8 protein-coding genes are annotated in these 13,289 nt (G+C 68.2%); 7 read left to right on the top strand and 1 reads right to left on the bottom strand.

Annotated elements, in window-relative coordinates; genetic code table 11:
- Window positions 1-88 precede the first annotated feature (88 nt).
- The 5 genes from OG718_RS00950 to OG718_RS00930 all read left to right on the top strand — a co-directional run bounded on the left by OG718_RS00950 (window position 89) and on the right by OG718_RS00930 (window position 7,562).
- Entirely contained in the window at window positions 89-2,239 is a 2,151-nt protein-coding gene (locus tag OG718_RS00950; RefSeq protein ID WP_328842784.1) for a hydantoinase/oxoprolinase family protein, read from the top strand.
- 40 nt (window positions 2,240-2,279) lie between these two features.
- Window positions 2,280-4,511 (top strand): hydantoinase B/oxoprolinase family protein, encoded by a 2,232-nt coding sequence (locus tag OG718_RS00945; RefSeq protein ID WP_328842783.1) that lies wholly within the window; start codon window positions 2,280-2,282, stop codon window positions 4,509-4,511.
- Between the two features lie 32 nt (window positions 4,512-4,543).
- The gene (locus tag OG718_RS00940) at window positions 4,544-5,062 is read left to right on the top strand and encodes an acetone carboxylase subunit gamma (protein ID WP_328842782.1); all 519 of its coding nucleotides are present in this window, start codon (window positions 4,544-4,546) and stop codon (window positions 5,060-5,062) included.
- Window positions 5,063-5,392: 330 nt separating this feature from the next.
- On the top strand, window positions 5,393-5,572 hold the full coding sequence (locus OG718_RS00935; RefSeq protein WP_328842781.1) for a hypothetical protein: 180 nt from the start codon (window positions 5,393-5,395) through the stop codon (window positions 5,570-5,572).
- A gap of 13 nt (window positions 5,573-5,585) precedes the next feature.
- A complete protein-coding gene (locus OG718_RS00930) occupies window positions 5,586-7,562 on the top strand; it encodes an acetoacetate--CoA ligase (RefSeq protein WP_328842780.1) in 1,977 nt (658 codons plus the stop codon).
- Between the two features lie 194 nt (window positions 7,563-7,756).
- Here OG718_RS00930 and OG718_RS00925 read toward each other — a convergent pair whose 3' ends face one another.
- Window positions 7,757-9,238 carry a long-chain-fatty-acid--CoA ligase gene (locus OG718_RS00925; RefSeq protein ID WP_328842779.1) on the bottom strand — a complete coding sequence of 494 codons (1,482 nt, stop codon included), beginning with the start codon at window positions 9,236-9,238 and terminating at the stop codon, window positions 7,757-7,759.
- Window positions 9,239-10,053: 815 nt separating this feature from the next.
- Here OG718_RS00925 and OG718_RS00920 point away from each other — a divergent pair.
- Both OG718_RS00920 and OG718_RS00915 read left to right on the top strand, forming a co-directional pair.
- Entirely contained in the window at window positions 10,054-12,816 is a 2,763-nt protein-coding gene (locus tag OG718_RS00920) for a hypothetical protein (protein WP_328842778.1), read from the top strand.
- A 312-nt stretch (window positions 12,817-13,128) separates the two neighbouring features.
- Window positions 13,129-13,278, top strand: coding sequence for an AbfB domain-containing protein (locus tag OG718_RS00915; RefSeq protein ID WP_328842777.1), 150 nt, complete (start codon window positions 13,129-13,131; stop codon window positions 13,276-13,278).
- Window positions 13,279-13,289: the final 11 nt, after the last annotated feature.

The following is a 13,289-nucleotide window of genomic DNA, read 5'->3' as shown; positions in this document are numbered from 1 at the left end:
GTGCGTTTCGGTGCAGGGTCCTGGGCCATCAGGTGGGCGCCCGTAGCTCGTTACGGCGCCGCGGCTTCTGTGTGATCGGAGATGCACCGTGACGGCTCAAGATCAATCACTCGGCGCGGGCGAGAGCAACTGGGTTGCCCTGGACGCGGGCGGCACGATGACCGACGCGGTCATCGTCAGCGATGACGGCCGGTTCCTTGTCGGCAAGTATCTGACGAACAAGCAGGACGAATCGGTCAGCTTCATCGGGTCGATCGCCGATGCCGCGAAGACAGACGGCAAGCAGTTGTCCGAGGTGATGCCGCACAGTGAAGTCATCGTCTACGCGGGCACGATCATGCTGAACACGCTGCTCAGCAAGACCGGTTCGACGGTGGGGCTGCTGCTGACCCAGGGCTTCGAGGACTACCTGCTGATGGAGAAGGCCGAGGGTGGCTGGCTGGGCTATCCCTACGCCGACCGGCTGCACACCGTGACCCATCACCACGACGATCCGGTGATCCCGCGGGACCGGGTGCATGGCGCCCAGGAACGCATCGACCTGTTCGGTCAGGTCACCGTCCCGCTGCGGGAGGAGGACGTACGGGTCGCCGCGCGCGAGCTGCTGGCAGCCGGGGTCGAGTCGATCGGTGTGATGTTCCTGTTCTCGCACATGAACCCCGCACACGAGCAGCGTGCGGCACAGATCATCGCCGAGGAGGCACCCGGCGTCTCGGTCGTGCTGTCCTCGGCGATCGCGCCGACGCACAAGGAGTACACCCGGCTGGCCAGTGTCGTCGCGCAGTCCTATGCGGGGGAGCGGGCCCGCAAACACTTCAAGGCCGTGGAGGAGAAGGCGCGTTCGGACGGTTTCCGGCGGGAGGTCTCCACGCTGCTGGCGCACGGAGGCACCGTGCCGGTGGACACCCCCCGGCTGTACGAGTCCTATGTGTCCGGTCCCGTCGGTGGGGTGCTGGGCGGACACTTCGTCGGGGAGATCCTCGGTTCGGACAATGTGGTCTGCTGCGACATCGGGGGAACCAGCTTCGATGTCGGCATCGTCCGCGACGGCACCATCCCGATCACCCGGGAGCCCACCCTGCTGAGCTTCCGCACCAACATCCCGATGATCCACACCGAGTCGATCGGTGCCGGGATGGGGTCGGAACTGGGGATACACCCGTTGACCGGGAAGCTCACCATCGGGCCGCGGAGCGCGGGGTCGGATGTCGGTGTCTGTCTGAACTGGCCCAACCCGACGATCACCGACTGCCATCTACTGCTGGGCTATCTGGATCCGAACAACTTCCTCGGCGGTGATGTGCCGCTGGACAAGGACGCGGCGCAGGCGGCGCTGGAGCCGATGGCCAAGCATTTCAAGGTCGGCGTCATGGAGTTCTGCGAGCGGGCACATCAGCTGGTCACCGAGTCGATGCGGGAGTTCCTGTCGAACATGCTCCGTGGCCGTGGGTACACCACCGAGGAGTACTCGATGCTGATGTACGGCGGTGGCGGGCCGCTGGGCCTGTCCGGGGTGCTCGACGGGCTGAATTTCAAGGAGGTCATCACTTTCCCGTTCGCCGCCGTCTTCTCGGCATTCGGCGTGCTCTGCGCGCCGCGGCGCTACCGCTACCACCAGGCGACCATCGCGGCGTGTCCAGCAGGGGACGACGGTCCGGCCCGCGCGCTCAAGAGCGCGGCGATCGAGGCGATCAACGCGGCCTGGGCATCGCTGGAGGAGCGCGCGCGTCAGGACTTCGCCATCCACGGCTGGGATTTCGGCGCGGCCAAGCTGAACCGCTCGGCCTATGTGCGCTTCACCAACCAGCTCTCGGACTTCGAGGTCCCCTGGGACGGTGAGCGGCTCAAGTCGATCGACGACCTCCATGAGCTGATGCGCGGCTACGAGCGCGTCTACACCAGCATCTATCCGAAGCAGGCCCTCTACTCCGAAGTCGGTTACCAGATCCTGGAGCTCGCGCTCTCCGCCGATCTGGAGACCCCCAAGCCGGCCATCCCGGTGCTTGATCTGCACGGCAGGACCCCGCCCTCGTCGGCGCTCAAGGGAACCCGGCCTGGGCACTGGAAGGGCCAGGCCATCACCTTCCGAATCTACGAGATGGACGAGCTACAGGCCGGCAACGTCGTGGGCGGCCCGGCGGTGATCGAGCACCCGGCGACCACACTGCTCATCCCGCCCACCCATCACGTCGAGTTCGACAGCCGCCGCCTCATCCACTACCGCGCCGGTCAGGCCTGACCCCGTTCGTCCCAAGGTGACTTGAAAGGCAGGACCCCACATGACCAGCGAGAAGCCGACTCTGCTCGAGCAATTGAACTGCTGCGAGGAGCTGTTCGAAGAGACCGGTCACTACCAGGGCTTGACCGAGCTGCCCAACCTCGAAGCCGACCCGCTCCAGTTCGAGTCGTTCCACTCCCGGCTGCTGTCGACCATCATCTCGACGCGCGAGACGATGAAGTACATCGCCTCCTCACCCGCGGTCCGGGACTTCGAGGAGTTCGTGATCGGGCTCTACACCCCGGAAGGCGACGCCATCGCCCTGTCCAGCGGGATCATGGTGCACGTCCACACCTTGTCCGAGTTCATCAAGTTCATGATCAAGAACGGTTACGAGGACAACCCGAGGATCAGGCCCGGGGACATTTTCGAGAACAACGAGGTGTGGGCCGGCGGTGTGCACACGCCGGACGTCATGACGGTCATCCCGGTCTTCCACGGCGACGAGCTCATCGCCTGGGTCGGCGCGGTCACCCACGAACTGGAGGCGGGCACCTACGAGGGGCCGGGCATGTCGGTGCTCACCCCGGACCGGTACGGCGAGGGACTGCACATCAGCGCGGAGAAGGTCGGCGAGGACGACCACTTCCGCCACGACTACATGCTGCGGCTGCGCATGGGCCTCAGGAACGCCAACTGGTGGATCCTCGACGACAAGGCCAAGCTGTCGGGCTGCCTGATGGTCCGCGAGGCGCTCACCGAGATCGTCGAACAGTTCGGCCTGGACTACTACAAGCAGTCCACGAAGGAACTGATCGAGGAAGGCCGCCGGGAATTCCTCAAGCGGGTTCGTACGACCATGGTGCCGGGCACCTACCGCGGGCTGACCATGCCGGTGCACAAGCGTAGCCATGTGCCCTTCGTACACCCGCTGGCCAAGAACGACTTCATCGATCTGGTGCGCCAGGAGATGACGGTCACAGGTGAAGGCCGCATAGAACTCGACTACGAGGGTTCGACGGGCTGGAGCTTCCACCCGTTCAACTGCGCCCCGGGGCCGATGAACGGCGGCTTCTGGATCACCCTGACCCAACTGCTCAACTACGACGGCCGGGTCAACGACGGCGCGTATCTGGCGGTCAAGCAGTACCTGCCCGAGGGATCGATCGTCAACGCCAACTACCAGGGCGTCGCGACCTCGTTGGCCTGGTGGACCCTCATCCCGATCTTCGCCAATGTCTGGCGGCTGATGGGCATCAGCATGTACGCCAGGGGATTCACCGAGGAGATCCTGATGTCGACCCCGACCTGCATGGTGGGGGTCACCGGTTTCGACCAGTTCGGCGGACCGACCGGCTACAACAACTTCGAGATGGCGGGCGAGAGTTTCGGCGCCCGCGGTGTGGCCGACGGCATGGACTGCGGCAGCCCGATCTGGAACTCCGAAGGCATCCAGGGCGACGCCGAGGTCTGGGAGCTGACCGGCCCCAACGTCTACCTCGGCCGTAGCTTCGTCCCTGACCACCAGGGCTACGGCCGGTTCCGCGGGGGGTCCGGCTGGCAGTCGCTGTGGATGGTCCGCAACTCCGACGTGGTCAACGTGACCCTGTCCGGATCCGGGTGCATGAATGGCGGCGTGTTCCACAAGGGACTGTTCGGCGGCTACCCGCCGGCGGGGTGGAAGTGCCTGTGGGCCACCGGGACCAACGTCGCCGACCTCATCGCCCGGGGAGAGAAGCTGCCGTCGAGCATCGAGGAGGCCGAACGCATGCTGCTGGACGGCACGATCACCGCCGAGGACTGGTACTGCGGTCCGGACAACCAGTGGTCACCGAACCTGCGGGAAGGCGACCTGTTCGGCGTGCTGTACTACGGCGGCGCGGGGTACGGGGATCCGCTGGATCGCGAGACCTCCGCCATCGAGAAGGACCTCGCCAACGGACTCATGACCACTGAGGGTGCCCGCACCGCGTATGCCTTCGCGGGCACCGACACCGACGCGGAACGCGACCGGCGGCGGCAGGCCCGGCTGGCCGAGTCGGTGCCCGCGGCCGAGTGGTGGGAGGCGGAACGCGTCCGCGCCGCCGCGGGTGAGGTCTCCGACATGGTGCACCACACCTTCGCCCGCTCGGCCAAGCTGTCCGACGTCCTCGTCACCCAGTACAAGGCGTTCTGGCAGCTCGACGAGTTCCCCTACACCGAGACCGGCGAGCCGAACTTCTCCGCTCCCGCACCCGTCGGCTTCTACTACCCGACCTCGTCCAGCCGCCCGCGGCCGGACGCGGCTTCCTGACCGGACGCGGCTCCCTGAAAGAGGACACCACCATGACCGACGACGACCGCTCTCCGGTCTCCAGCCAGGAGACCACGAACGCCCTGGTGCAGCGCAAGCTGTCCTGGGAGGAACTGCTCGGCCTCATGCGGGCCCCGAAGGACGAGTCCCGCTTCGCCGAAACCCTTGTCGCACAGCAGCAACTCGTCGACTGGGACGAGCAGATCCTGCTCCCCCTCGGGGAGAACCTGTTCATCGTCGCCAAGGACGGCAAGGCCATCGTCAAGACGAAGGCAGGCGCCGAACTCGGCCCCTGGAACGGAAACTGGAAGATGCTGTGCCGGGTGATCGTCCGGCGCACCCGCGAGGACTTCCTCAGAATCTACCCGGAGGAACACCTCACCATCGACCCCGACCTCGTCGAGATCCGCGAGTTCCTCTGCCCGGTCAGCGGCACACTCCTTGACGTCGACTGCGTCCCGCCGACCTTTCCGGTGGAGGTCGACTTCACACCCGACCTGGCGACGTTCTACACCGAGTGGCTCGGCCGCGACCTGCCGGTCACCCTCTGAAACCCGCCGGTCCCGGCGTCTGCTCGCAGATTCAACGGCAATCTCGCAGATCCATGTTCAATGAAGGGGGAAAATGGTAGGAGACGCCTCGCCGGAAAAGCCGCGATAGTCACGGGGGCGGCAACGGGCTCGGCCGCGCCCTCTCGCCCCGGATGGCCGAAGAAGGCGCCGCGCTCGCCATCGTCGACCTCGACGAGGACGTCGGCTAGGAGCCCGCCGACGCCCTGACGAAATCCGGGGCACAGGCCACGTTGGCGGCGCCTGTGACGTGACCCGGCAGGACCAGGTCGCGGACACTGCGTCGTCGGCGTCACCGAACGGTTCGGCAGGGTGGAGGGCCTGGTCGGCAACTTCGGCACACGGATGACGCGCCTGATGCGATTGCTGGCCACGGGGACAGCCGACCCGGCACCGATGACGACGCACCGGTTCGGCATAGCCAAGGCCGAGGACGCGCTCGATTCGATGACCAGCAAGCGTGATGGAGTCAAACCGCCCATCACCTACTGAAACCGGACGGATCATGGGTGTATCGAACATACTGTGGCGGCCGAGCCCGCACCAGGTCGAAGAGTCCAACCTCGCCGACTTCCTCCGATGGCTCCGGACATCGCGGGGCCACTCGTTCGCCGACTACATCGAGCTGTGGCGGTGGAGCACCGACGAGCTCACCGAGTTCTGGGCAGCGGTCTGGGAGTACTACGGGCTGGATGAGGCCGACAGCTACGACGCCGTGCTGGCCGAGCGCACCATGCCCGGCGCGCGCTGGTTCCCCGGTGCCCGGCTGAACTTCGCGCAACGCTGCCTGGCCGCACCGAGCGACACCCGACCGGCGCTGGTGAGCGTGACCGAGACCGGCGAGCCGGTCGAGACCTCCTGGCGTGAGCTGCGGGACGAGGTCGCCGCCGTCGCGACCAGGTTGCGTGTACTGCGCGTCGGGCCCGGCGACCACGTCGCGGCCTACCTGCCCAACATCCGGGAGGCTGTCGTCGCCTTGCTGGCCACCGCAGCCGTCGGCGCAGTATGGACAGCATGCTCACCGGACTTCGGCATACCGAGTGTGCTGGGCCGGTTCCGCCAGGTTGCCCCGGTCGCCCTGATCGCCGCAGACGGCTACACCTATGGCGGAAAGGTGTTCGATCGCCGTACTGAGGCTGCCGAGCTGTTGGACGGGCTGCCCACGGTGCGGCACCTGGTCACCGTCCGGTGCCGTACCACCGGTTCCTGGCCCGTGCGTGCCGGCGTGGCGGTCCACGACTGGCCGGACACCCTGGACGACGCGGAGATCGAGTTCGCCGACGTCCCGTTCGACCACCCGCTGTGGGTGCTGTGGTCCTCCGGCACGACCGGGGTGCCCAAGGGCATCGTCCACGGGCATGGCGGCATCGTCATGGAGCTGCTGAAGTCTCTCGGCCTCGGTGCTGACGTGCGCGCGTCCGACCGGTTCCTGTTCCTCACCTCGACGAGCTGGATGGTGTGGAACTACCTCATCGGCGGTCTCCTGCATGGCGCGACCATCGTGCTGTACGACGGCAGCCCCACGTTCCCGGACGTCAACGGTGGCTGGCGCATCGCCGAACGCACCGGCGTGACTGTGCTCGGGGTGGGCGCCGGCTATCTGATGGCGGGCGAGCAGGCAAACGCCCAGCCCCGAGCCGCAGTTGGGCTGAGCCGGCTGCGCTCGATCCTACAGACGGGCTCCACCCTTGCGCCTTCGGCGTGGCGGTGGGTCTACTCACACGTGTCCCCGGACGTGTGGCTGCAGTCGGTGTGCGGCGGCACCGACATCTGCTCCGCCCTGGCCGGCGCCGCCGCCGACCTACCGGTTCGCACCGGACGCATCCCCGCGCCGGCGCTTGGCGTCGCGTTGGCCTCCTGGGACCCGGAGGGGCATCCGCTGACCGGGCAGCAAGGCGAACTGGTCGTCACCGAGCCCATGCCCTCGATGCCCCTGCGGTTCGTGGCGGATCCGGACGGGCAGCGATATCACGCCAGTTACTTCGACACATTTCCCGGTGTGTGGCGGCACGGCGACTGGGTGACCGTGCACGACGACCTCAGCATCGTCGTGGCCGGTCGGTCCGACTCCACCCTCAACCGCATGGGCGTACGGATGGGCTCCGCCGACATCTATGCCGTGGTGGACCGCTTCCCCGAGATCACCGACAGCCTCGTCATCGGTGCCGAACTCCCCGACGGCGGCTACGTGATGCCCCTGTTCGTCGTCCTCGCCGAGAACATCCAGCTGGACGACACCCTGCGCGGCCGAATCGTCACCGCGATCCGCACTGAACTGTCACCCCGCCATGTCCCCGACGACATCATCGCCGCCCCCGCCGTCCCCCGTACCCTCACCGGCAAGAAACTGGAAGTGCCGATCAAACGCATCCTGCAGGGGACAGCACCGACCGAGGTGGCCTCGGCCGGTGCTGTCACACACGAGGACACGCTGAACTGGTACGCCCAATGCGGCCGCACCATCGCCGGAACCCCGAAGTGACTTCGGAGCTGGCGACCTGACCACAGCGTCAAGCGCGGCGTCTGACGCTGAACGTGCTCGCCCGGTGCGAGGGGCAACCATCGCGCTGGGTCTCCTGGTGGAAGAGAGCACCGCGCCCCAAGGGCCCGTGTGAACTGGGACGAGTACGCGGTCCGCCCGTATCGAAGTGATACTGGCATGTGACGCCGTCGCGGTCAGCGTGGGATGGCAATCTCCCGCTTGAGGACCTTGCCGCTGCCCCCCTTCGGTAGCCCGTCCAGGAAGACAATTTGGCGCGGGTATTTGTACGGCGCCACCCTGTCCTTGACGAACTGGCGCAGTTCGTCGGGGCGTTGCTCGACACCGGGCCGGAGCACGATCGCGGCGGCCACATCCTCGCCGAGCGTGTCGTGAGGGATGCCGATGACGGCTACCTCCAGGATGTCGGGGTGCTCGTAGAGCACGTCTTCGATCTCACGCGGGTAAATGTTGTATCCGCCACGGATGATCATGTCTTTCTTGCGGTCGACGACGAAGAGATAACCATCCTCGTCCTGGCGGACGAGGTCACCGGTGCGAAGCCAGCCGTCCGGAATGGCCTCCGCGGTGGCCTCGGGCCGCTGCCAGTAGCCCGTCATCACGTTGTGGCCGCGGACGGCAAGTTCGCCTACCGCACCGCCCTGCACCTCGGTGCCGTCGGGCGCCAGGACGCGTACCTCGACCCCTTTGATGGGGGTTCCCACCGAACCGGGCTTACGCGGTCGGTGGAGGTGGTTGAAGGAAACCACCGGCGAGCACTCCGACATGCCGAAGCCCTCCAGTACTGCGCAGCCGAACCGCTGCTCGAAGGCGTGCAGCACCGGGACCGGCAGCGAAGCGCCGCCGGAGACGCACAGCCGCAGCGACGAGGTGTCCGCATCGCTCTGCTGTTGCAGCAGGGCGGCGTACATGGTGGGTACCCCCTCGAAGACAGTTACCCGGTGCTGCTCGATGGCGTGCAGTACTGCTGCGGGGTCGAAGCGTGGGAGGAGGACCAGGCAGGCGCCCTGCTGGAGGGCGGTGTTCATCGCGCAGCCCTGTCCGAAGATATGGAAGAGGGGCAGGCAGCCCAGTACCACGTCCTGTTCGGTGAGCTCAAAGAGGCGGGTGACCGCGTCGGCATTGCGGGCGAGGTTGTGGTGGGTGAGTTCGGCGCCCTTGGGGTGGCCGGTCGTTCCCGAGGTGTAGAAGATGGCGGCCGTCGCCTCACCGTCCCGGTCGGCCACCGTGGCAAGCGGTTCGTGCGCCCCTGCTCCGGCAGTGATGTCGGACGGGTCGATGCGGGCGAGGTGGGTGTCCGTGGCGCGCGCCGCGGGTTCCGCCTCCCTCATGGACTGCTCCGCTGCGAAGAGGCGGCGGGTGCCGGAGTCGGACAGGTAGTGCTCCACCTCGCGAGCCTTGAACAGAGGGTTGATCGGTACGACGGTGCCCCCGGCCCGCAGGATTCCGTAGTAGAGGACGACGAAGGCGGGACCGTTGGGCAGCATCAGCCCCACCCGGTCGCCGGGCCATAGTCCGTCGGCGGTCAGGCCCGCCGCCACCCGCGCTGACATGACGTCCACCTCGGCGTACGTCCAGACTTGCTCACCCATCCGGAGGGCAGGGCGCCGAGGGTGGCGCGCGGCGGCCTGCACGAGGTTGTGCGACAGATTCGCCATGATGGGAAACTCCTCGATGAGTCGGTAACCGGGGCGGTCCCGGGCCAGCGGTCAGAGAGTCGGGGCCGCTATCAGGTCCATCGCCGACGCGGTGTCATCGGCGGTCAGGTTCCGGCCGCCCAGCAGGCGGTTCAGCAGCACGGCCAGGAGCGGCCCGCCGCGATGCTGCCTCCAGCGGTGGGGGCCGTCTCTTTGAAGGGCATGAGGGGGCAGGCTCCGTGTTGTAACGGCTGGACGGGGACCTCGAGGTTCCCGTCCGGGGTGACGTGCCGGCGGTCAGGATCGCCGGTGATGCGGTGGCTCCCTCGGGTGTCCGCGGCCGCCCACGGTGTGCTGTTGCACATCCGGGGTCGGCAGCGCCCCGGGCCTGGGCAGTCAGGTATGGCATATCGGTCCTCGTGATGCGGGCGCTCGGCCCGTTTCCCCCTGGTCATCGGCGAGGTTAGTCCTCTGGCGTGCGGACAACGAGGGAAAAAATCATGGCTGTTGTCCACCAGCACGGACAGGGTGCTGGCGAAGACTCGTCGCCGCAGGGCAGCGGGCGAATGCAAGACCGCTCCAGGAGTTGGGTGCCTCCGTGACCCAACTCCTCGTGCGGTGAGGGGGGTTGGCGGCTTCCTGAAGGGAATGTCCGCCGCTGGCAGAGTTTCCGACGGTTGCGGACCCGAACATGGGTGGCCGAATTTTTGCGGTCTTCCCTGCTTCGTTTCTGGGCCCCAGGCAACCGGCAGGGCTCCCTGGGGCTCCCATGAGGCGCGAGGGGTTCCTGACAGGAAAGGGGGCTCCCGCGCTCACAGTGGTGAGGAAGTGGCCCCTTGATCCGTGCCTGGCGCATAGGCGTCACCGCCGTGGCCGCATTCGCGGCCCTGGCGGGAACACCGGGACTGGCACAAGCCCGACAACCGTCCGACACAACACCGTTGACCACGTCTGCCGACAGCCCGCTGCCGCCGGGTTGGCGGATCAGCGGAGAGGGCGCCGCTCGGGAGCTGGTGTGGCGGTCGCCCACGCCTGTCCCCATGGGTGACGCCCGCGTGGAGTTCCGCTCGGCGAACCGCCTGGTCGGCATTCCGCAGCCCGGGAAGGACAGCCGCACGTTCCGGCTCGCTCTCGACGAGGTCGGCAACGCGCCCCTGAAGGACCTGCAGGTGCTGGCCGCCGGACGCCGCTTGGACGCGGCTGCGGACAACTCCTCGGCCCGGGATGGCAGTGTGCATGACGCCGCGCAGCCGCCCGCCGCCCTGCCGGCCAACCCCGTCGACCCCGGCAGGCCGGGCGCGTATCGCACCATCACCGGCGAGTACACCCTCGACCCGGTGAAGCTGCCCGGATACGCCGCCCCGATCGAGATGCGGGCCGTCGTGGTGGCACCGAAGCGGGCCACCGGCAAACGCCCGCTCGCGCTGTTCCTGCACGGCCGCCACACGACCTGCTTCAAGCCCGGCGACAAGGACTACACGAACGGTGTGTGGCCGTGCCCGTCCGGCACCCGGCCGGTCCCCAGCCACAAGGGCCATCTGCAGGACCAGCAACTGCTGGCCTCGCAGGGCTATGTGACGGTGTCGATCTCCGCGAACGGCATCAACGGCCAGGACCAGCAGGCCGAGGACGCCGGGGCGCAGGCCCGCTCCTCGCTGGTACGCCGGCACCTCGCTCGCTGGGCCGACTGGGCCTCCCGCCCGACCGGCGCACCGACGGCCGTACGCAACGCGCCGGAGGCGGACCTCTCCCAGGTCCTGCTGGTCGGACACTCGCGCGGCGGCGAAGGCGTCAACCGCGCGGCGATGGACAGCCTCTACCCCGCACCCGCCGCCCAGGACGGCTACCGGGGCCCGGTGCGCTGGAAGATCCGCGGCATCGTCCTCATCGGACCGACGATCTTCGGCCAGAATCCGGTCGCCGACGTGCCGTCCGTGACGATCCTCCCGGGCTGCGACGGCGACGTGTCCGACCTCCAGGGCGAGGTGTACGTCGACGGGACACGCGGCGTCAGCCGGGGCAACGCGCTGCACAGCGCCGTCTACATGGTCGGCGCGAACCACAACTTCTTCAACACCGAGTGGACGCCGGGCCGGTCCCAGGCCCCCTCACTGGACGACTTCCGCGACGATGAGGAGCAGCCGGACCGGGTGTGCTCGGTCGGCTCCAAGCCCCGGCTCACCGCCGACCAGCAGCACAAGGCAGGCGCCACCTACATCGCCGCCGCGGCCCGGCTGTTCGTCGCCGGCGACGACCGGGTGCGTCCGCTGCTCGACGGTTCCGGCAAACGGGCCCCCTCCGCCGACCCCGCCCGTGTCCTGACCCACGCGGTCGGCGCACGCCGCAGCGGCGCCTTCCTGCCCGACGGACCAGTGACCGTGACCGGCGCCCAGCTGTGCTCGGCCATCGACCCCGCCCCCAGGACTGCCTGCCTGGACCAGGAGACACCCGGGGCCTCGCCGCACTTCGCGGCGTGGGACACCGGACGGGAGGCCGGCCGCCGCGCGGTCGCCCTGAACTGGTCCACGCCGGGTACGGCGGCCCGTGTTCAGCCCGCCGCACCGCTCTCCCTCGCCGGTTCCAAGGAACTGGCGCTGCGCGTCTTCGTGCCCCCGAACACAAGCGGCACACAACTCGACCTGGCCGTCACCGACGCCTCCGGACGCAGGGCCGCGCTGGGCCGGGTGCGAGTGGAGGGGCTGCCCGGCAGCGACCACACCGCCTCGTACTGGGCACAGGAGGCCCGCGTCCCGCTGACCGCCGCCGCGCGCGCCGGGCTCGACCTACGGCACGTCAAGTCCCTTGACCTGACGCCGCGTTCGCCGTCCGGGAAGGCCTGGCTGATGGACGCCTGGGGCTGGACCCCCGGCACCCCCGCAGTGCAGGCCCCGACGCTGCCACGCGTCGACGTCGGCCGCACGACCGTCAAGGAGGGCGACTCGGGCACCCGCACCTACCGGATCCCGGTCGAGATCTCCGGGCACGGCGTCGGCCAGGTCCGCGTGTACACCCTCGACCAGGCGACCGGGCTGGGCACGGACAAGCTGGTGACCGTACGGCCCGGCAGCAACGCCATCGACGTACCGGTCGTGGTGAAGGGCGACACGCTCTACTCCCACGACCTGCGACACGACATCGCCGTGAAGGCGGTCAAGGGCGCCGTCGTCGGCTCGCACCGGGGCGGTGTCACCACGCAGAACGACGATCCCGTGCCCACGATCACCGTGACGCCGGTCGCTGACCGGGTGACCGAGGGGCAGTCGCTGACCTGGCGGCTGACCCTGTCCAAGGCCGCCGGCGTGGATCTGGAGCAGCCGATCCTGGTGAATCCGGTCACCGACGGCATTGAGCTGTCCACTAAGGACGTAGACCCGCAGTGGCTCCGGCGGAACGGTGTGGAGGCCGCCCCGGAGCGCCCGCTGTCCGAGGCGAACCTGTCGCTGGAGCTGGACATCCCGGCCGGGTCCACGAGCGCCGAGGTGACCGTGCCGACGGTGACCGACCAGGTGGCCGAGCCCAGCGAGTCGGTGCTCCTGGAGCTGATCGGCTCCGACGCCAGGGCGTATCTGCTGAAGGGTGCGGTGCTGGACGGGTCGTAGGCCGCCCCGCACGTCACAAAACTAGAGGTCCAAACAGAAGCCTCTGACGATGTGGTTATGGGCCTGCATGCTTGCTGGGGTGGTGTGGGGAGTTGCACCCACGGGCCGCGCAAACGGTAGAGGCCGGGCGGATGTCCCACGCTCCAGCGTTGCTCATCGCGCTCGGCCTCTTGCCTGCCGCTGCTGGACTCGTTTGGAAGGGCGCGTCCAGTTCCCTCAGCAGAACCGCGCCAGGCGGCCACGGCCCGGGACCAATCCAGGAATCTTGGACTGCTCGGTCGCTGGCGGCGGCGCCCCGGTCCGCTGCTGCTCGTGCGCGTCGTCCCCGGCCTCGGTGGCACCGTCTCCCTCGAATCGGCCAACTTCCCCGGCCGCTGCATCCGCCACTGCACCAACCTGTTCCGCGTCCAGCCGATCAGCACCGCACTCGACCGGCAGGACGCCACTTACTACGCGAAATGACGTGTGCCCCG

Source organism: Streptomyces sp. NBC_00258, assembly GCF_036182465.1.
GTDB lineage: Bacteria > Actinomycetota > Actinomycetes > Streptomycetales > Streptomycetaceae > Streptomyces.
The sequence above is the reverse complement of the archived record's forward strand: the minus strand, read 5'-3'. Positions and strand labels throughout refer to the sequence as shown.

What these genes read in the sequence shown, in the direction of transcription:
- OG718_RS00925 (WP_328842779.1), bottom strand. Translation starts at nt 9,238, where the DNA reads ATGGCGAATCTGTCGCACAACCTCGTGCAGGCCGCCGCGCGCCACCCT.
- OG718_RS00945 (WP_328842783.1), top strand. Translation starts at nt 2,280, where the DNA reads ATGACCAGCGAGAAGCCGACTCTGCTCGAGCAATTGAACTGCTGCGAG.
- OG718_RS00930 (WP_328842780.1), top strand. Translation starts at nt 5,586, where the DNA reads ATGGGTGTATCGAACATACTGTGGCGGCCGAGCCCGCACCAGGTCGAA.
- OG718_RS00940 (WP_328842782.1), top strand. Translation starts at nt 4,544, where the DNA reads ATGACCGACGACGACCGCTCTCCGGTCTCCAGCCAGGAGACCACGAAC.